General features: G+C 36.7%; 17 protein-coding genes. 5 read left to right on the top strand and 12 right to left on the bottom strand.

The features are described from left to right. Position 1: 1 nt before the first annotated feature. The 4 genes from BM141_RS16425 to BM141_RS16410 all read right to left on the bottom strand — a co-directional run bounded on the left by BM141_RS16425 (position 2) and on the right by BM141_RS16410 (position 2,550). Entirely contained in the window at positions 2-856 is an 855-nt protein-coding gene (locus BM141_RS16425; protein ID WP_091548557.1) for a class I SAM-dependent methyltransferase, read from the bottom strand. A 123-nt stretch (positions 857-979) separates the two neighbouring features. Continuing rightward, complete coding sequence (locus BM141_RS16420; RefSeq protein WP_091548556.1) at positions 980-1,549, bottom strand: hypothetical protein; 570 nt, start codon at positions 1,547-1,549, stop codon at positions 980-982. A 114-nt stretch (positions 1,550-1,663) separates the two neighbouring features. After that, positions 1,664-2,155, bottom strand: a complete 492-nt coding sequence (locus tag BM141_RS16415) for a hypothetical protein (RefSeq protein ID WP_091548555.1) — start codon at positions 2,153-2,155, stop codon at positions 1,664-1,666. 44 nt (positions 2,156-2,199) lie between these two features. Next, a complete protein-coding gene (locus tag BM141_RS16410; RefSeq protein WP_091548554.1) occupies positions 2,200-2,550 on the bottom strand; it encodes a hypothetical protein in 351 nt (116 codons plus the stop codon). 161 nt (positions 2,551-2,711) lie between these two features. Between BM141_RS16410 and BM141_RS16405 the strand changes: the two genes are divergently transcribed. From BM141_RS16405 to BM141_RS16395, 3 genes are read left to right on the top strand one after another with little or no spacing between them, the layout of a single operon-like run. Continuing rightward, on the top strand, positions 2,712-3,044 hold the full coding sequence (locus BM141_RS16405; protein WP_091548553.1) for a phage holin family protein: 333 nt from the start codon (positions 2,712-2,714) through the stop codon (positions 3,042-3,044). A gap of 11 nt (positions 3,045-3,055) precedes the next feature. After that, complete coding sequence (locus BM141_RS16400) at positions 3,056-4,393, top strand: FAD-dependent oxidoreductase (protein ID WP_091548552.1); 1,338 nt, start codon at positions 3,056-3,058, stop codon at positions 4,391-4,393. Between the two features lie 16 nt (positions 4,394-4,409). After that, the gene (locus BM141_RS16395) at positions 4,410-5,579 is read left to right on the top strand and encodes a glycerate kinase (RefSeq protein ID WP_091548551.1); all 1,170 of its coding nucleotides are present in this window, start codon (positions 4,410-4,412) and stop codon (positions 5,577-5,579) included. A 144-nt stretch (positions 5,580-5,723) separates the two neighbouring features. On the opposite strand, the gene BM141_RS16390 is transcribed toward BM141_RS16395, so the two are convergent. Further along, positions 5,724-6,725: a sugar kinase gene (locus BM141_RS16390; RefSeq protein ID WP_091548550.1), complete on the bottom strand. Its 1,002-nt coding sequence runs from the start codon at positions 6,723-6,725 to the stop codon at positions 5,724-5,726. A gap of 257 nt (positions 6,726-6,982) precedes the next feature. Here BM141_RS16390 and ltaE point away from each other — a divergent pair, with 257 nt between their 5' ends. Then, positions 6,983-8,002 (top strand): low-specificity L-threonine aldolase, encoded by a 1,020-nt coding sequence (ltaE, locus tag BM141_RS16385; protein ID WP_091548549.1) that lies wholly within the window; start codon positions 6,983-6,985, stop codon positions 8,000-8,002. A 7-nt stretch (positions 8,003-8,009) separates the two neighbouring features. Here the strand turns inward: ltaE and moaD are convergent, their stop codons facing one another. The 3 genes from moaD to cdaA form a co-directional block, all read right to left on the bottom strand. Next, on the bottom strand, positions 8,010-8,252 hold the full coding sequence (moaD, locus tag BM141_RS16380; protein ID WP_091548548.1) for a molybdopterin converting factor subunit 1: 243 nt from the start codon (positions 8,250-8,252) through the stop codon (positions 8,010-8,012). 26 nt (positions 8,253-8,278) lie between these two features. After that, entirely contained in the window at positions 8,279-9,400 is a 1,122-nt protein-coding gene (locus tag BM141_RS16375) for a D-TA family PLP-dependent enzyme (protein ID WP_091548547.1), read from the bottom strand. Between the two features lie 74 nt (positions 9,401-9,474). Beyond that, positions 9,475-10,335 carry a diadenylate cyclase CdaA gene (gene cdaA, locus BM141_RS16370; RefSeq protein WP_091548546.1) on the bottom strand — a complete coding sequence of 287 codons (861 nt, stop codon included), beginning with the start codon at positions 10,333-10,335 and terminating at the stop codon, positions 9,475-9,477. Positions 10,336-10,530: 195 nt separating this feature from the next. Between cdaA and BM141_RS16365 the strand changes: the two genes are divergently transcribed. Beyond that, positions 10,531-12,003: an LptF/LptG family permease gene (locus tag BM141_RS16365; protein ID WP_177217419.1), complete on the top strand. Its 1,473-nt coding sequence runs from the start codon at positions 10,531-10,533 to the stop codon at positions 12,001-12,003. Positions 12,004-12,019: 16 nt separating this feature from the next. On the opposite strand, the gene BM141_RS16360 is transcribed toward BM141_RS16365, so the two are convergent. From BM141_RS16360 to BM141_RS16345, 4 genes are all read right to left on the bottom strand, one after another. Further along, positions 12,020-12,778, bottom strand: a complete 759-nt coding sequence (locus tag BM141_RS16360; protein WP_091548544.1) for a hypothetical protein — start codon at positions 12,776-12,778, stop codon at positions 12,020-12,022. Positions 12,779-12,969: 191 nt separating this feature from the next. Beyond that, on the bottom strand, positions 12,970-15,105 hold the full coding sequence (locus tag BM141_RS16355) for a PP2C family protein-serine/threonine phosphatase (protein WP_177217418.1): 2,136 nt from the start codon (positions 15,103-15,105) through the stop codon (positions 12,970-12,972). 71 nt (positions 15,106-15,176) lie between these two features. Further along, complete coding sequence (locus BM141_RS16350; RefSeq protein WP_091548542.1) at positions 15,177-17,360, bottom strand: 7TM diverse intracellular signaling domain-containing protein; 2,184 nt, start codon at positions 17,358-17,360, stop codon at positions 15,177-15,179. A gap of 225 nt (positions 17,361-17,585) precedes the next feature. Next, a complete protein-coding gene (locus tag BM141_RS16345) occupies positions 17,586-18,884 on the bottom strand; it encodes an ATP-binding protein (protein WP_143090961.1) in 1,299 nt (432 codons plus the stop codon). Positions 18,885-19,066 lie beyond the last annotated feature (182 nt).

Here is a 19,066-nt window from a genome sequence, read left to right as displayed (position 1 = left end):
ATTACTTTTTAGCAATTACGCTAATGTGTTTGGAATAATTGCGACCAAACAGGCGGGCAAGGGTGCGTAGTTTTTTGGCAAATCCCACATTAGCGAGCAATTTTTTTATCCAAGTAAAACCCTGTAAAGATTTAGTCCATGATTCTAAGCGATACCAAAGTCTGTCATACATTGGTTCTTCTTTGATAAGTTGGAAAGGGGCAGACATGGTTAATTGGACAAACTTGGCAAACTTGCGAGGGTGTAGATAATCCGTATGAATAACTATACCACTGTCTTTCAATACCTTATAAATTTCCGCTACTGCTTTTTTGCTTTTCTCTGTATCTTCTACAAACCAGCCCCAAATGCCGTCAGAGGCAATTACCACATCAAAAGTATTTTCCTGAAAAGGCAACTCTAAGCAACTTGCCACGATGAACTGATAAGGATTGTCCTTCCCTTTGACTACTTCCTCACAGCGTTTTTTGGCTTTGGCTACGGCAGTCAGCGAAATATCTAAACCTACGATAGTTTCTCCGTAAGGGTGTAGTCTTTCGGTAATATGTCCAAGGCTACAGCCTAAGTCCAAGATAGTCAATTTCCTACCTTTTTCTTGGTAAATATTTTTTACCTGCTCGGCTACGTACTCATGTCTTAGCACCTCCGCAGCGCGCCCACTATACGCCCATGGTTCAGCTTGGCTTTGGTAAAATTCCTCATAAAAGTTTTGCTGAGTATCCCCTACTAAAAAAATAGGAATACCCTCAATCATAGAAAAATCCTTGCTACTTTCTGAATTAGTAGTTGAGTTTTGGGACGATATTTTTTCCTTATAGGGACTTGCCAATAGCTCTATTATCTGAACTGCCTTCATAAATGATATAAGAATGTAAATAATTGTTGCTTAGAATTGTATGTAAGAATGTGGGAGAAAGAAAAGGTACTTGTAATGCAAACATACAAGTACCCTTAGAAAAATCAAAACTTTTATAAAATTTTATTGGACGGTTACGTTAAAAGTAACTTCTATGTCTGTTTCTCCGCCTGCGTTGGCTATTTGTCCATTAGCAACTCCACTTGCCGCCTTATTTAGTTCATGCCTAAGTGTAACAGTAAGTTGTCCTGTTCCTGTGCTTCTTGTAGCTATGCGATTTTTTAAGCCCACAGGTCTATTGTTTCTGTCCCTATCGTCGTATGTAATGGTCAATAAGTTAGCGACTGCCGAGCCTGTAAAGAAAAACTGATGCTCGTCTGCTTCTTCTGATATTTCTTTTGTGATGTCCACTGCTTTGGCAGGATTGGACTCGTCAAGTACCTCTATTTCCATAGTGTAAGTTCTGCCATTATTCAAAATGATATTATCTATGACAGGAGCATTGCCGCCTGCCCCGTCTAAATCCCTAAAAGTAAAAGTACGAACCGTGCCTCCTTCTGTAAATTTCAATTTTACGGTAGTTATCAATTCGCTTTCATTATCGCCTTTGGGGTCTTCCTCTTTCTTCTTACAAGAAGAAAAACCAATCGCTAATACCAAGAATAATAAAAGTAGAGTACGATTGAGTTTCATAAATTTTTGATTTAAGATTTAATGGTTAGAATAAAAATGCAACAATATTGCAAACATAAATTTTTTTGCAATATTGTTGCAATAAAAAGCTTGTATTTAACAAATTTTAATTTGTTACTTTTGCTCTAAAACTGCTTTTATCTTTTCTTGGATTTGTAGGATATTGGCTTTCATTTCTTTTTGAATCTCAAGCATTTGTTCTGGGGTGAGGTCTATTTTTGCCTCATGTTCGCGTGAGTGGTCGTGGTCATGTGCATCACCTTCGTGATGATGGTGATGCTCCTCGTCATGAGGGACTTCCACTATGTTTTCCATCCATTCTTTCATTCCCTTAGAGATATTCTCCAAGTTCATAATCTTAGCATCTAATTGGCTGATAGCATTTTCATCTTTACCAGCTAAAGAATCCTTCTGTGCAGTCAGCTTGGCTTTTAACTCCTCGAGGGCTTTCATTTTGGGCATCAATTCTTTGTGAATAGCCATTGCTTCATTGTGCCATTTTACTGCTTCTTTGAGCAAGGCTTCTGACTTTTCATCTTTTCCATTGCAGGAAAAAAGAAGTAGTAAGGCAAATAATGCGATTGGAAAGTAGGTCTGTTGTTTCATATAAGTAAAAATTCAATTATTAATTATCAATTATTAATTATCAATTATCTAATGTTTTGAATAATTTTTTTCCCGAAATGGTTTTTCTTTTCTGCTTGAGCGTGTTGAAAATGCAGAAAAATAAGCAGTAAAATGTGTAATACCACCAACACACCAATTCCTATTTTAGTTTTTCTTTGATGGTGTTTATATCTCAGACGAATTCTATGTATAGTATAAATCATTACAATTACTTGCAAAACTATCCAATAAGGTTGAAGGGGCAGTAAAAAACTCATATAGAAAGGTAAACCCATAAGTCCTAAGCCCCAAATAAGATAGGGAAGGATACAACACAAAGCATGTGTCAGAGAAAAAATTAAAGCACTTGAAAATAAAATAGTTAGCTTTTTCATAGTTATAAAAAATGCAACAATGTTGCAAATATGAGATATTATTTTGAAATGAGCAAATAGAATATTTAGAATTTGGACACTATTATTTCTTTTAACTTGTACGATAGGTAGTACAATTTTTTTATACCTTTGACAATTAATCGTAAAGTTTCGTATTTTTCATGTTAGATAATATCATCAAATACATAGAAGTCAATTTGGAAATAGCCAAGTTGGAAGCTAAGGAGGTCATGGTGCGTCTGATTGCTAAAATGATGAAGGCTGTGCTGATGATAATTCTTGGCTCGTTTACCATACTTTTTGTAAGTCTGGCGTTTGCATTCTACTTAGATACGCTGTTAGGGAGTGCTTTCTATGGTTTTTTTATCATTGGCTTGTTTTATTTATCTTTGTTTTTTGTTTTTTGGTTATTGCGTAAAAGGATTACCAATAGTATCCAAAAAAGCATAGATGTAGAAATTCCCATCAAATTAGATTTTGAAAATAAAAAATAACACGCTTTGGTATGAAAAAAGTAGCTATCCTTGGAGCAGGTTTAGTAGGTTCACTTTTATCTATTTTTTTGTCTAAAAGAGGATATCAAGTGGAAGTGTATGAGCGAAGAGACGACCCTCGCCACAAAGGGTACGTGGGAGGTCGTTCTATCAACTTGGCTTTGAGCGATAGAGGATGGAGGGCTTTGGAAAAAGTAGGTATTGCAGAGAAAATCAAAAAAATTGCTATTCCTATGCACGGGCGAATGATTCACGACTTGCAGGGACATCTCACTTTCCAACCATACGGCAAAGAAGGGCAAGCAATTTACTCGGTATCAAGGGCTTTATTAAACATTGAACTTATTGATTATGCCGAGAAAGAAGAAAAAGTAAAGTTTTATTTTCATCAGCGTTGTGAAGATTTAGACTTAGAAAAAAAAGTAATTTATCTACAAGATACTGAAAGTCAAGAAAAAAGCCAAATCAGTGCAGATATAATATTTGGGGCTGACGGGGCTTTTTCTGCGGTCAGGCTGGCAATGCAAAAAACAGACAGGTTCAATTATGCTCAGACCTACTTAGAATATGGATACAAGGAACTTACCATCCCTTCTCTGCCAGACGGAAGTCATGCCTTAGATAAAAATGCACTCCATATCTGGCCTCGAAAGAGTTTTATGTTGATAGCTTTGCCTAACATAGACGGAAGTTTTACTTGTACTTTGTTTTTTCCTTATGAGGGCAAACCTTCTTTTGCTACGTTAAAATCTTCACAAGACGTTACCGACTTTTTCAAAGCAACTTTTCCTGATGCTTTCTCGGTTTTACCAAATCTTGTAGAGGAATTTTTTACTAATCCTACTTCCTCTTTGGTCATGGTCAAGAGTCAGCCTTGGGTATATCGCTCTGGAGTGGCTTTGATAGGAGATGCCGCCCATGCTATCGTGCCTTTTTACGGGCAAGGCATGAATGCTGGTTTTGAAGATTGCTATGTACTCAATGAAATTTTGGACAAGCACTTAGACAACTGGGAAATCAGTTTGCAAGAATACCAAGAAAAACGTATTCCAGACGCCAATGCGATTGCAGAGTTGGCATTGAACAACTTTGTAGAAATGAGGGACTTAGTAGCTGATGAGAAGTTTTTGCTTAGAAAAAAAATAGAGGCAAAAATGTATGAACTCTATCCTGAGAAATGGACTCCACTTTACAGCATGGTAACTTTTAGCCCTGAAACTCGATACTCCGAAGCCTTAGCCAAAGGTAAAAAACAAGATGCAATCATGAGCGAGATTATGCAACTCCCTCATATAGAGCATATTTGGGAGGATTTAGTTTTAGAGGAAGTTACCAGAAGACTGAGCTGAAGAATATAAGCCTACCATGAAAATTCTCATTGCTCCTGATAGCTTCAAAGGTTCGCTTTCTGCCCAAGAGGTAGCTAATAGCATAGAAAGAGGCATACTCAAAGTCTGTCCCTCGGCAGAGATTTTTAAAATACCTATGGCAGATGGGGGAGAGGGAACGATAGATGCAATCCTTGAAGCGAAAAAAGGAAGAAAAGTTGCTATCCAAGCTAAAAACCCACTTGGCAAGGAAATCTTAGCTTCTTACGCCATTTTAGAGCAAGAAAATACAGCAATTATAGAAATGGCAACGGCTTCTGGCTTGCCCTTGCTTGCCTTAGAGGAACGCAATCCGCTTAAAACCAGCACCTTCGGTACAGGACAACTGATTCAAAACGCTTGGCAAAATTTATCTGGTGCTTCCCCAGCTACAATAGTTGTATGTATAGGCGGAAGTGCAACAAATGATGCTGGTGCGGGTATGCTACAAGCCTTAGGGGTACAATTTTTAGATGAAAATGGAAAAGAAATACAGGTATGTGGAGGTAATTTGAAAGAAATCAAAAAAATAGAGGTTTCAAATTTTCATAAACCAGCGCATATCGAATTTATTGTGGCTTGTGATGTTACCAATCCCTTACTTGGAGAAAAGGGAGCTTCTGCTGTTTTTGCTCCACAAAAGGGAGCAGACCCAGAAGCGGTACAGATTTTAGAAGAAAATTTGACTTATTTTGCTGGTTTAGTAGAAAATACTTTTCCGAATCTAAAAGGTTTACAACATCAACAAGGCACAGGCGCAGCAGGAGGTTTGGGATATGGTCTTATGGCTTTTCTGCAAGCAAAAATGCAAAAAGGGGTAGAAGTAGTCTTAGGAATCACGCAATTAGAGCATGTTATTAAGAAATTTTCTCCTCAAAACCGCGACTTAGTAATTACTGGAGAGGGAGCTATGGACTTTCAAACTGTTTTTGGGAAAGTGCCTTGGGGAGTGGCTAAATTGGCTAAGCAATACCACTTACCTGTAATAGGTATTGCGGGGACACTTGGAAAAGAGCATCACATACTTTATCAACATGGCTTTGATGGCTTATTTGCTATTGTTGATAGACCTATGAGCTTGCAAGATGCTATGAACCAAGCAGATATGCTTTTGGAGCATACTGCGGAAAGAGTAATGCGACTATATATGCTTTCATACAGTTTATAAAGGTCTAAGAAACTTCTAATGCTTTTCTAATCCGATTTTTAGGCTTATTTTCAGTATCAAATATAACTTTGCAGCAAGTTTTTAGGTGGATGCAATAGTAAAGGAACGCAAGGACTTCAAATGACAAGCTATGGGTCTTTGCGTTTACCTTTTTAATCTTCCAGAGGCATCTCCACGCATCAAGTTTTCTATCTCTGCTACAGTAGCTAAGTTAGTATCTCCCTCTATGGTATGCTTCAATGCGGAAGCACATATCCCAAAATCCAGAGCTTTTTGGTCATCTTGATAGCTAAGCAAACCATAAATCAATCCTGCCATAAAAGCATCGCCTCCACCGATTCTATCTACTATAGGATTGATTTCTTGATACTCTGTTTCTAAAAAATCTTTGCCGTTAAACATCTTTGCTTTGATTTGGTTGTGAGAGGCACTGATAGAAATGCGTTCTGTATCTACTACTTTTTTGATTTTAGGGTACTTTTCTATCATTTTACTTGCTGAACTCACAAAAGGATTGGCTGTTTTTTCCATTTTTATTCCAAAAATCTCCTCTAAGTTTTGCTCATTTGCCAGCACCAAATCACAGTACTGCACCAGTTCAGGCATGACCTCTTGGGGCTTTTTGCCGTATTTCCAAAGATTGGAGCGATAGTAAATATCCGCAGAAACAAAGACATTTTTCTGCTTAGCTACTTCTAAGGCTCTTAAACATTCTTTAGCACAGTTTTCTGAAAGTGCAGGAGTAATGCCTGACCAGTGAAACCATTTGGCACTTTCAAAAATCTGCTCCCAGTCAAATGCACCTACTTCTATTTCTGCAAAAGCGGAATGGTATCTGTCATACACAATGCGTCCTGCACGCATGGCTACCCCATTTTCCAGAAAATACAAGCCCAATCTTTCCCCTTGTAGCTGAATGAAAGAGGTATGAACTCCGTTTTTATCTAAAAATTGTTTTGCTGCCTTCCCCAAAGGATTGGAAGGGAAGCGAGTAACATGCGAGGCGGGCATCTCCCAATTCGCCAAAGCTACTGCCACGTTGGACTCACACCCTCCAAAGATAATTTCCAAAGTGTTGGCTTGCTCAAAACGTTGGAAATCAGGAGGAGAAAGTCGCATCATCATTTCACCAAAAGTAATGACCATGTAAAATTTTAAGTTATAAGGTTGAGAATTTGATGCCCAAAAATAATGGATAAAACCATTACTAATGACTTACTTTGCAGTAGATTTTGTTATTTTCTTTTAAAAAGTTTAATCTTGTAGGTAGAATTACAAAATATACCCAAGCAAAATTAGTTTGTGAATTTATTTTGAGTAAAAAAGTATTATTATCAATCTTTTACCTCTGGCAGGTTTACAAAACCTGCCAGAGGTGAGTATAACTTAAACGATTAGACTCGATGCGTTTTATAGACTTAAGAAGTGATACTGTTACCAAGCCTACGCCAGCAATGTTAGAAGCGATGTTTCATGCGGAAGTAGGCGACGATGTTTACGGGGAAGACCCCAGCGTGAATGCCTTAGAGCAAAAAGTGGCTAATTTATTTGGTAAAGAAGCTGCACTTTTCTGCCCATCTGGAACGATGACCAACCAAATTGCTATTCGCATTCTGACCCAACCACAAGAGGAAGTCATTTGCGACCGCATGGCACACATTTATAACTATGAAGCGGGGGGAATCATGGCAAATTCTCATGCTTCGGTACGTTTGATTCATTCTTCTTATGGAAAGTTTACGCCAGAAGATGTATTAGAAAATATTAATCCTGACGATATTCATTTTCCTCCTACTGCCTTGGTTGCCTTAGAAAATACAGTGAACAAAGGTGGAGGTTGTTATTATAATGCTATTGAAATAGAAGCTATTAGTAAATTGAGCAAAGAAAAAGGCTTAAAAATGCACTTGGACGGAGCGCGTATCTTTAATGCTTTGGTAGCTACGAGTGAGAAGGCTGAAGTACATGGAAAATACTTTGACACGATTTCTGTATGCTTTTCCAAAGGATTGGGCGCGCCCGTAGGTTCTGCTTTGTTAGGAACAGAGGAACACATCAAAAAAGCCAAAAGAGTCCGCAAGCTATTTGGGGGAGGCATGAGGCAGGCAGGTTATTTAGCGGCGGCAGCTATCTATGCTCTTGATAATCATATAGAAAGGTTAGCCGATGACCACCGAAGAGCCAAAACATTAGCCGAAACTTTGGCAGAACTTCCTTATATAGCTCAGGTAGTTCCTGTTTACACCAATATTGTCATTTTCCAACTTATTGATAATCTTTCTCCTGCTGATTTCAGTGCTTGGCTCAAAGCGCAAGGTATATTAGCCAATCCTTTTAGCAAGCAAAGTATTCGCATGGTAACACATTTAGATTTTGATGATGCCATGTTGGAAAAAGTAGTCAAAGTGCTGAAAAGTTATTGAACTGCTATTATCCACCACTTACAGGAGGAATCAAGGCTATTTCATCTTTTTCGCTAAGTACCTGCTCATCTTCGGCATATTCGCTATTGACGGCTACTAAGAGCGACTTTAGATTTTTTAGCTTGGGATAGTCCACATAGAGTCTTTCCATGACTTGAATGACTTTGCTATTTTCTTGTAAATCAAGAGTTAGCTTATCTTTTCCTATGATTTCTTTGGTAATTCCGAATAAGATAATTTCTACTTTCATGGATATATTTTTATGCTAATGTATTATCACAATGTAATTTTTCTATTTCTGGCAATTACCTGCCAAGTGCCGACTACTTCTTGATGCTCAACCACATATACCTCGTTATACAAGTTGATAGTTGGGCAGATATGGTAAGGAATCCCGTATAGAATTTGTCCTATGGAGATACTTTCCCAGTCTTTGACCTCTAAGACCAAATGCTCCTCACTTTGAGAGACGAATTGGTAATCAGCCAAGTTAAGGAATTTTACTCGCTTTGTCAAGGGGTTTTCTGAGGCAACGGCTTTGTGCCCGAGGTCTAAGGTAATGTAGCCTTGTTTAGGTTTAGAAATCACTCTGGTCATTAAGACACCCGCCCATTCAAAGGCTTGCTCTGGGAGAGAATCACTATACCCCCAATCTGAAATGAGGCAAGTTCCTGGACTGCAATACACTTGTGGTCGTAAAGCATGAACCGTAAAGGCGGGAGTCCCTCCACAAACTACCATAGGTGTAGGCAAACCCATAGCTTGTATTTTTTCAATGATTTGATTAACAGGCTCAAAGGCTTTGTTTATTTCATTTTTTCTTTCTTCAAAATCACTTTGTCTAAAATTGCCATCGTACACATGCAAACCTTCGCAAATCAGGTGTGGATATTTTTTTGAGTAAACTAAGTCTTGGTAGAAAGCTAATAATTCTTCATTGACCTCTAAGCCGCTTCTGTCCATAGCATTATTGACATCAATAAACACATACGCACAACTATTTTCTTTGGCAAAAGTGGCATTGATAGCCTCAGCAACTACTCTGCAATCTACCAAAGAAGCAAAATGCACTTCGGGATATTTTTTTTGCAAGTGAAATAAGCGGTTTATTTTATTACCTACTAACTGATGAGCAATGAGTACGAACTTGCCTCCTGCCATAGCGGTCATCTCTGCCTCAGCGATAGTAGAGGCTTTGAACTTGGTGATTCCGCTTGCCAACTGCATTTGTACTATTTCTACCATCTTGTAGGTTTTTACATGGGGCATGAGGCGATCAGGCATACCTACGATATGTAACATTTCTTGGATATTGTGCAATACTTTCTCTTTGAAAATGAGCAGTGAAGGAGTGTCTAAGTCTTGCTCATTTTTGATTTTGAACCAATTATCTTTCATTTTCTTTATTTTGACTTTGGAAATAATGCAAAGCTATCAAAAGATATAAGATTATCTTACCCAATAAGCAAAAACTAATGTTTGATAGCTTGGGGAGGAGGGATTTCTTCGGAAAGAGGTTTTTTGTCTTTCTCTTCCTGAGTTTCTATTTCGGCAGAAATATACAAATTGATTCTTTGCCTTACTTCTGATAGCATTAGATTGGTGCTTATTTTTCCGTTCTGAATAACGGAAATATGTCCTGTCTGCTCGGAAACTACCAACACCAATACGTCAGTTACTTCTGAAATACCTAAAGCGGCGCGATGCCTTAACCCCATGTTAGCGGGGAGATTGGGATTTTGAGAAACAGGTAGGATACAACGAGCTGCTTTGATGCGTCCTTCTACGATGAGTACCGCTCCATCGTGCAAAGGACTCTCTTTATTAAAAATGGCAAGCAGTAGCCGCTTAGAGAGTTCAGCATCTAACAAATCTCCTGTTTCAGCGTAATTGTTGAGGTCAGAGGTTTTTGAAATGACAATAAGACCGCCTGTATATTCATCTGAAAGGACTTTGAGTGCATCTATAATAGGAGTAATTTTCAAGTCATATTCTTTATTGTTTTTACTCCATTTGAAAAAGTCAAAGCCTTGAAACTCTGCCGACTTACCTAAGAGCAAGAGGAAAGAACGGATTTCTTGCTGAAAAAGAATCAATGCCGCCAATACGCCTACCCCCATGAACTGGTCTAAGATGACGGACAGCAGTTTCATCTGTGTAGCTTGTACGATAAGAAAAATGAGATATAAAACCAGAAATCCAATAAAGATTTTCAATGCTACTGTGCCTTTTACCAACTTATAAAGTTGAAAAAGCAATACACTCACTAAGGCTATATCAATTATATCTACCCAAGCAATTTCTAAAAATCCAATATGAAAAAGTAGAGGCAAATCCTATGACTTTTGATTTTTACTCATTCAAAATTACAAAATAAAGCCAATACCTGAGTTGTATTTATGACTTTATTATTTTTTTTAAGAATAATTAACTGACAACTTATTAGCTTTCAATACTTAAACATTATTTTTGTAAATTGTATTTAAAATACTAAAATCAGTCTGATTACCTATAATTTACTATACAAAGTGTTTACCAAAATAGACAAACTTGTTACCAAAGCCTTTATTCCTACCTTTTTTCTTACTTTTTTTGTAGTATTATTTATCCTTTTTACTGTTTTCATTTCCCAATACTTGGAGGATTTGGTCGGCAAAGATTTGGGCTTAGATGTCTATTTGAGAGTATTTTTCTATTTTGCACTCACTTTGACACAAATGACTTTTCCTTTAGCTACGCTCTTAGCTTCGCTGATGTGCTTTGGGAATTTGGGAGAGCATAGCGAACTGACCGCTATTAAAAGTTCAGGTATTTCTCTTTTGCGTATCTTATTGCCTGTGGGCGTATATGCAGTATTTATTTCTGTGGTTGCTTTTCTTTCTAACAATTACGTAGCTCCAGAGGCAAATTTGCGTGCTTATAGCCTCATTTATGATATTAGACAGAAAAAACCAGCCTTAGAGTTCAAAGAAGGTGGATTTTACAATGACTTACCAGATTACCGCATTCGCATAGAACGCAAAGACCGAGATGGCGGGAATGGCATTTACGGCGTAATGATTTATGACCATACTACGAGAAGAGGAAATACTGACCTAATTATTGCAGATACAGGGAAAATGTATAATATCTTGAATGATAGCTATTTGGTGATAGAACTGCAAAATGGTTATCGCTTTTCAGAGCCTCAAACAGAAAATACTTACAAAAGGGAGTTCGTTAGAGATAATTTTAAAAAAGCTAAATTTGTTTTTTCTTTGGAAGCCTTAGGCATGAATCGCACTCCAGAAGAACTTTTCAAATCTCACAGGGTAATGATGACCATGTTTGAACTAAGGAAAGTAGCAGATTCTTTGGACAGGGAAGCCTCTCATTACTTATCTAATACACCGCATATTTCTAAACCTTACTACGATTATCAGTTTGGGGCGATACTCCATGACAGTTTGACCAGAGGTATAGATACCTTGCCTAAACACTATACTCAATTTAAAAAAGTCATAAACCCCGAAGATATGTTTATGTTTTATGATAAGGCTATCAATAAGACACGCAATATCAAAAACTTAATCACAGCCTCCAAAGAAAGAGTAGAAACACTGCGTACTGACTCACGCGTATATCGTATAGAAATGCACCAGAAAATTACTTTTTCGGTGGCGTGTTTTATTATGTTTCTTATCGGGGCTCCTTTAGGAGCTATTATTAAAAAGGGAGGTTTTGGTGTACCTGTGTTAGTTTCTATAGTATTTTTTATTCTGTTTTATGTATTGACTATTACAGGGCAAAAATATGCCAAAGAAGGGGTAACAGGGCTACTGACTGGGGTTTGGATGGCAAATGGTATCTTGGCTATTTTTGGCTTATTTTTCTTGCGCCAAGCCTACTTCGACTCTCGTCTATTCGATGCAGATGTTTATTACATTTTCTTCAATCGCTTCAAGGAAAAGTATTGGAAAGCCTCTCTTGCTAAAAAAGCTAATATACAAGTCAGTGAATAGATTTTAGAAAAGTTGCTTAGAACGAATAAGTTAGTAGGATATTCCACAAAAAGCCCAAATTAGGCTCTACATTGGTGCGGATAGGCTGATTAATTTGCGAAGACAGCCAAAGAGGTAACTTGCGGTGGGCTATGCCGAGTGTGTTAGAAAAATATATGCCTTCTCGCCCATCTTGAAACAAATAAAAAACTTGAGGGATAAGCCTGCCCCGCCAGTTTTTCCCCAAGGGGATACTAAAAAAATTGCCGTTGAGTGTCAGGAAGTGCAATCTTTCTGTATTGGCTTCTTTTCCTACATTGAATCCATACCAATACATTAGGCTGATAGAAGATGTTTCAGAAATTTTATAAACGGGCATGACTTCTAAGTTAATGAAGCGTTCTGCTAAGATAGCCTCCCTGACTACTCCATTGCTCACAATACTTGAACTAAAAAAAGCAGCAGAAAAAGAAGTCCCTATACCTAAATCAAATACCTGCCTATGAACGAGTTTATATCGTAGCCAATGCGAAGTAAACCACGGCTTAGCTTCTAAGCTAAATCCAGATTGGGGTTCGTAGCTGAATCTTCCTTTTTTTGCAGAGAAAAAAGCAAGTAATGCAGGTTTACCCAAGGCAAACGAAGGAATAAGCGAAATCCCATTGTTGGTTATAGAAATATCCCCTGAAAATTTAAAAGATTTATCTAATTGAGTAGAATCTTCGTCCTGGGCAAATAAGGCAAGAGAGAAGATTAATAAATAAACCTGACATACTACAACTTTGTAATGTTTCATTGTAATTTTTTCTGAAAGATGCAATAAGTCTTGTAAAGATATAAAATATTGAGTAGAAATAAAACTAACAATTACGAGTAAAATTTTACCATTGTTCTTGCGAAAGTACCTACTTCCCCTCTCAGAAGGAGAGAAGCAGGGGTGAGGCGATAAAAAAACACTTTCGCAAGAAGTCTAATATATCCTATATACTAATACAAGCGAAAACCCATCACTAAAATATCATCTGTTTGGGCTAAATTCCCTTTCCATGCTTCGTGCCATTCTTGGAGCAAGTTGCCCTGTTCTTTCATTGGAAAGTCTTTAAGTTGGAAAAGTAGTTCCCTAAAATGCTTTTTCATTAGTTTCTTATTTTCTTCTCCCCCAAACTGGTCTTGGTAGCCATCAGAGAATAGATAGAAACTAAATTGGTCATTGGCTGAGAAAAAGATAGTACTTTGAGAAAAATTTACCTCTGACTTGGAAGAATTGCCTCCTATGTAAAAATTTTCCCCTTCTATCATGTTCATTTTTCCATTTTTGATATATACCAACGGAGCTTTGGCTCCCGCAAAAGTCAAAGTGCTATTTCCTTTATCTAACATGACTAAAGCGATGTCCATTCCATTTCTATGTGTATTTGCCTCTTGATTAAAAATTTCTTTGATACCTAAATGCAAGTTTCTCAGTATTTCTGAAGGAGTAAAAACTTGCTGGACATCAATAATTTCGTTCAAAATTTTGTAACCAATCAAACTCATGAACGCTCCCGGTACGCCGTGTCCTGTGCAGTCCACCGCGGCTAAGAAGATTTTATCTCCTTTTTGATTAAAATAGTAAAAATCACCAGAAACAATGTCTTTGGGCTTGAAAACCAAAAAACTATCAGGGAAATGAGATTGTATGACTTTGAAATCACTTAAAATATTGTATTGAATAGTTTTGGCATAGTTGATACTGGAAGTGATATAAAGATTCTGTGCCTTGATTTCCTTATTCTGCACATTGACAGTGTTGATTTTTGATTTTAACTCCTCAAGATTTTCAAATAATTTAGTTTGGATATCTTGTAAGCTCGATGTCCTTTCTTTCACTTTGGCTTCTAACATCTGATTGGTTTGTAAAAGCTCTTTGGAAAAAGTTTCTTCTTTTTTGTAAGCAGAAGCAAGGTTTTTAGAAAGAAGAAGGGTATGACTAAAAATAAAAATAAACGAGCCTATGGGCATCAAATTAATGGAATCTATGACCACATTTGCTACAAGAATATCATTTGTTGCGGCAACGATTATGGTTGCCATACCAAAAGCAAAAATAACGCTCCCCTCTCTACGCTTTATCAAAATGCGAATAGTGAAATAGAGTGCATAAAGAATTAATAAAAAAGCAATTAGTTGATAGTAAATCAGATAATTAGAATACACTATGCCTCGAGTAAATAGTACTAATAAGGAAAAAATGGCACTGAAAAAAAGTAAAACTTTGATAACATAGGAAGAAAAGTCCTCAGAATAAAGAGATTTAACAAACATTGCAAACATAGGCATTCCTATTGAAAATGTCAGGTAAGAAAGTTTATTTCCTACCTCAAAATCAGCGTTAGGAAATATATCTGTAAAATAGTAATCATCAGTGAAAAAGGCTCTAAGAGCGATGATAAAACAGTAAGAAGCAAAATAAAGAATAGCCCAAGTCCGCCTGCGGAAAAAGAAGAGTATCAAGTGGGCAAGACCCATAATGACAAGTACACCAATAGAGAAAAAATTGATAAGTATGGTTCTTTCTCTCTCTGTACTAATAGGTTGTGCTTTCCCCAAAGAAATAGTTTGCGTAAGCCCGCCAAGTCGATAGGCATAGTTAGCCACAAAAAAAACGATTTCTACTGTATCTTTTTGAGGGATGAAAAAATATATTTCTGGGTCGTAATGCCCATCGGTGGTTTCAGGCGAAGTCCCTAATTTTTTTGGCTGATTCATAGGTTTATTATCTATGAACAAGGCATAATTCGTAGTAATAAACTCTAATTTGAGTGCCAAGAGTTCATTACCTCTAAACACAGAAGGAATTTTGACCCTAAGCCGATAGGTGGTATATCCTTCCGTAGTGGGGACTTCACCAGAAATAGTTTTATAACTGTCCCAGCTATTAGGTACTTCTACATAAGAGGGAGATGCCTGCTCAAAGTCTTTCCCTATCAAGTATTGTTTCCAGTAAAACTCCCACTCTCCATTTAGGGCAATAGCACTATGAGTTTCAAAATTAGATTTAGAAAAGTCTATCACTCCTTTCTCCGCTCTTGTAGTTTCTTTTTTCTTAGCACTACAAGCAAAAAAAAGTGTTGTTGTTAGCAAGTATATGAGATACCTGAAAAAAATACTTTTATACAGAAAAAATAACATTCTTATCTTACAACAATGAGCGATTACAAACGAAAACCCATCACTAAAATATCGTCTGTTTGGGCTAAATTTCCTTTCCATGCCTCGTGCCATTCTTGGAGCAGGTTGCCTTGCTCTTGCATAGATAAGCCTTTAATTTGGAAAAGCAACTCTCTAAAATGCCTTTTCATCAATTTTTTATTGGCTTCCCCCCCAAACTGGTCTTGGTAGCCATCAGAGAATAGATAAAAACTAAAATTGTCCTTTTCTGAAAAATGGACGGTAGTTTGATTAAAACTGCTATTTTCACTTCCGCCAATACTATATTTGTCCCCGCTAACCACTTCCATTTGCCCATTCAACATATAGACTAAGGGGTTTTTGGCACCAGCAAATTTTATCTGCTTTTGCTCTTTTTCTATCACTACCAAAGCTATATCCATGCCGTCACGACTCTTTGAATCCTCTCCCTGCCTAAGAACTTGCCTAATGCCTATGTCAAGGCTTTTTAAAATATGTGCGGGTTCGGTGATTTGGTGAACCTCTATGATTGCATTGAGCGTTTTATAACCAATCAAGCTCATAAACGCTCCCGGCACGCCGTGTCCTGTGCAGTCTGCCGCCGCTAAGAAGATTTTATTTCCTTTTTGATTAAAATAGTAAAAATCACCAGAAACAATGTCTTTGGGCTTGAAAATCAAAAAGCTATCTGAAAAATGAGTTTGTATATTATCAAAATTGGGTAGAACGCTCTGCTGTATGGTTTTGGCATAGTTAATACTTGAAGTAATGCTGAAGTGCTGTGCCTTGATTTCTTTATTCTGTTGATTAATTAGTTCTAAGTTGGCTTTTAGTTCCTCAAAATTCTGTGCAAGTTCCTCATTGGCTTCCTTGAGCTGTTGGGTACGAGCTTCTACTTTGGTTTCTAATGCTGCATTTGCCTTTTGTAACTGTTCAGAGAGTTCCTCTACGCGATTGAAAGCATTAGAAAATCGCTTAGAAAGAATAAGCGTCTGAGAGAAGATAAATACAAAAAGCCCCCAAGGCATGAGATTAGCTGTATTGATGATGAGGTTTGAAAAGAGTATGTCGTTGGTGGCAGTACAAAAAATGGTGAACAAACCCAAGGCGAAAGTTTTGCTATTTTCTCTATTTTTTACAAGAATCCTGACAACAAAATAAATAGAATACACGATGATAAGCAGCGCCGCTAACTGAAAATATACCAACCATGTAGAATAAAAAAATCCGTCAGTAAACAATACTACCAAAGAAAATATGCTTCCAAGTAATAAGTAAAATTTGACTACATAAGTGGAAAAATCCTCTTTGTATAGAGAATGAACAAAAACAGCCAATAAAGGAACGCCCAAGTAGAAGGTGAGATAAGAGAGTTTATTGCCTACCTCAAAGTGTATATCTGGAAACAGGTCAGTTAGATAGTAGTTGTCTGTAACTAAGATTCTTATAGCTATTAAAAAACAGTACAAGGCAAACCAAATCGTCGCTTTTACCTTTTGTCTGAATATGTACAAACTTACATGGTAACAGCCCATGATGACTAATATTCCTAAAAGAAAGAAATCTATCATCAAGCTACTCTCGTAGTCTTTACGAATTTGCTCTGCTTTCCCTAAGGTAAGTGTCTGAGTCAATCCACTAAGGCGGTCAGCAAAGTTGGCAATGTGCATGACTATTTCTACGGTATCTCTTTGAGGAACAAAATAATATACATCAGGATTATAGTAGCCTTTGGTGTTTGAAGCATCTTTGCCCAAATCTCGGGCTCTATTCAAGAGTTTATTCTGCACGTAAAGGGCGTAGTTAGTAGCAATGAACCCAACTTTGATGCCTAAAAGCTCATTTTGCTTATATTGAGAGGGAACTTTAATGCGCAAGCGATAGGTGGCATAACCCTGTGTTTGTAACTTCTTTCCTTGCTCTATTTCATAATTATTCCAACTGTCAGGAACATTTACCAATCCAGAAGGTGTTTGGAGCGTAAAATCAATGCCTCTAAGATATTTTTGCCAATAAAACTCCCACTCCCCTTTCAAAACTACTGTGCCTTTCTCCTCAAAATTGTATTTGGAAAGGTCTAAAATGCCATTTTTAGCTTCTATAGATTGCCTCTGAGCGAATGTAAAGGAATGAATTGTTAAAAAAAGTAACCAAAGAAATTGACATCGTTTGCAGTACTTATTAAGTACACAATTTTTAAATTTCATAAGTAGAATTTTTATATAGCAAAATCCTCATTAGCATTTAAAACAGAAAATCTATATAAGGGTTTAAAGAAATACCAAATAATTACAGAGCAAATCTAAGTATAACTTAAAGAATATGGACATTTTCTATACTAAGAATAGATTTACTCGCATGAGAAAACTATGATAAACTATGAAAAATTTTTCATTTTTGCAAAGCTTTGCTTATTTATTGTAACACTTTTTCTAAGCAATATAAATAGGGACGGTGAAAAAAAATCTACTTCCTTTGCCTTCTTCACTTTCTACCCAGATTTTCCCACCATTTTTCTCTACAAAATCTTTACAAAGCATTAATCCTATACCGTTCCCTTTTTCATTAGAAGTTCCTAAAGTAGTGTATTGACTAAGGTGAAAAAGTTGTTCTTTGACTGCTTGGGGAATCCCCACGCCTGTATCGCAAACTTCTATGACAACTTCTTTTTCCTTGATGTACTTTTTAATACATACTTCCTTATTTTCATAAGAAAACTTAATGGCATTGGTCAGCAAGTTGCGGAGTACAGTTCTAATCATTTCTTTGTCGGCAAATACTTCTACTGTTAGCTGTTCGGGATATTCAATACGTATGTTTTTCTTTTGGGCTTGTGGACTAACCAATTTAATATTCTCATATATAGCCTCTTGTATATCAAATTTTTCAGGATTAGCTTGCAAACCTTGTAATTGATTTTGTGACCAATAAAGCAGATTGTTCACTAAGTTGATAGTACTATCTACCTCTTGGGAAAGACGCTCTGAAAGCATAGCGATTTCTTCTCTACTCAATGCTTCTGATTTAAGTAGGTTCAGCGTACCTTTGATAGAGTTAAAAGGGGAACGAACATCATGAGAAATAATAGAAATGAGTTTACTTTGAATTGCATTGAGTTGGCTAAGTTGCTGTTTTTGTTGTTCTACTTTTTGATGTTCTACGTTATAGTTCTCCTTGAGCTTTTTAATGCCAATGCTGATTAATAAGGATACTGTGCAAACCCCTACGCATATATCTAAATGATGAGAAAAACTATCTTTATAAGCCACAATAAGTGTGGGAAAATAGTAATCTATAAAAACAAGAATAATAAAATTAACTAACAATAATACTACAGTGACATGAAACGACCTAATAAACACGATAGCCCCTACGATAGCCATGAAGTAAAAATAGCCGATAGGACCTTGGATGCCGCCATTAAAAAACCACATGATAGAAAGAAAGATAGCTACAAGGAAGTGGTAAGGAATCGTAAGTGATTTGTAAAGTTTTCTAAATCTTGATAGATAGTAGAAATAAGAAAAAAAAATCATTAGTAATAGTACTACTATGTGCATCTGCCACGTAATCCCTACTAAAGCATTGGATACAATAGTAAGCACACAAGCAGCCATAGAGAAAAAACACAAGTTGTTAAATAGCCTATGTTCCAAAGAAAAATCTTCGTAATGCCCTGAGATAGAAAACTGAGTAATATTTTTGATGAAGTTCTTAAATGGTAAATCCACTGGAATAATTTTGGAATAAAGGAAATTACTTTATCTGAATGGTTATTTAAATAATGAAATTCGTCAAAAGTTTGAAGGTATTATTCTTGAGTAAGTAATGAAATGAGTATATTGGTATATCTGAACATAAACTCATAGTATTTAGTGCTTTTAAATCTTATTAACAAATTTTTTGCCATAAA

The sequence above is a fragment of the Thermoflexibacter ruber genome, from assembly GCF_900113045.1.
In the GTDB taxonomy this organism is placed as follows: Bacteria; Bacteroidota; Bacteroidia; order Cytophagales; family Thermoflexibacteraceae; genus Thermoflexibacter; species Thermoflexibacter ruber.
The sequence above is the reverse complement of the archived record's forward strand: the minus strand, read 5'-3'. Positions and strand labels throughout refer to the sequence as shown.

What these genes read in the sequence shown, in the direction of transcription:
- BM141_RS16425 (WP_091548557.1), bottom strand. Translation starts at nt 856, where the DNA reads ATGAAGGCAGTTCAGATAATAGAGCTATTGGCAAGTCCCTATAAGGAA.
- BM141_RS16420 (WP_091548556.1), bottom strand. Translation starts at nt 1,549, where the DNA reads ATGAAACTCAATCGTACTCTACTTTTATTATTCTTGGTATTAGCGATT.
- BM141_RS16415 (WP_091548555.1), bottom strand. Translation starts at nt 2,155, where the DNA reads ATGAAACAACAGACCTACTTTCCAATCGCATTATTTGCCTTACTACTT.
- BM141_RS16410 (WP_091548554.1), bottom strand. Translation starts at nt 2,550, where the DNA reads ATGAAAAAGCTAACTATTTTATTTTCAAGTGCTTTAATTTTTTCTCTG.
- BM141_RS16405 (WP_091548553.1), top strand. Translation starts at nt 2,712, where the DNA reads ATGTTAGATAATATCATCAAATACATAGAAGTCAATTTGGAAATAGCC.
- BM141_RS16400 (WP_091548552.1), top strand. Translation starts at nt 3,056, where the DNA reads ATGAAAAAAGTAGCTATCCTTGGAGCAGGTTTAGTAGGTTCACTTTTA.
- BM141_RS16395 (WP_091548551.1), top strand. Translation starts at nt 4,410, where the DNA reads ATGAAAATTCTCATTGCTCCTGATAGCTTCAAAGGTTCGCTTTCTGCC.
- BM141_RS16390 (WP_091548550.1), bottom strand. Translation starts at nt 6,725, where the DNA reads ATGGTCATTACTTTTGGTGAAATGATGATGCGACTTTCTCCTCCTGAT.
- ltaE (WP_091548549.1), top strand. Translation starts at nt 6,983, where the DNA reads ATGCGTTTTATAGACTTAAGAAGTGATACTGTTACCAAGCCTACGCCA.
- moaD (WP_091548548.1), bottom strand. Translation starts at nt 8,252, where the DNA reads ATGAAAGTAGAAATTATCTTATTCGGAATTACCAAAGAAATCATAGGA.
- BM141_RS16375 (WP_091548547.1), bottom strand. Translation starts at nt 9,400, where the DNA reads ATGAAAGATAATTGGTTCAAAATCAAAAATGAGCAAGACTTAGACACT.
- BM141_RS16360 (WP_091548544.1), bottom strand. Translation starts at nt 12,778, where the DNA reads ATGAAACATTACAAAGTTGTAGTATGTCAGGTTTATTTATTAATCTTC.
- BM141_RS16350 (WP_091548542.1), bottom strand. Translation starts at nt 17,360, where the DNA reads ATGAAATTTAAAAATTGTGTACTTAATAAGTACTGCAAACGATGTCAA.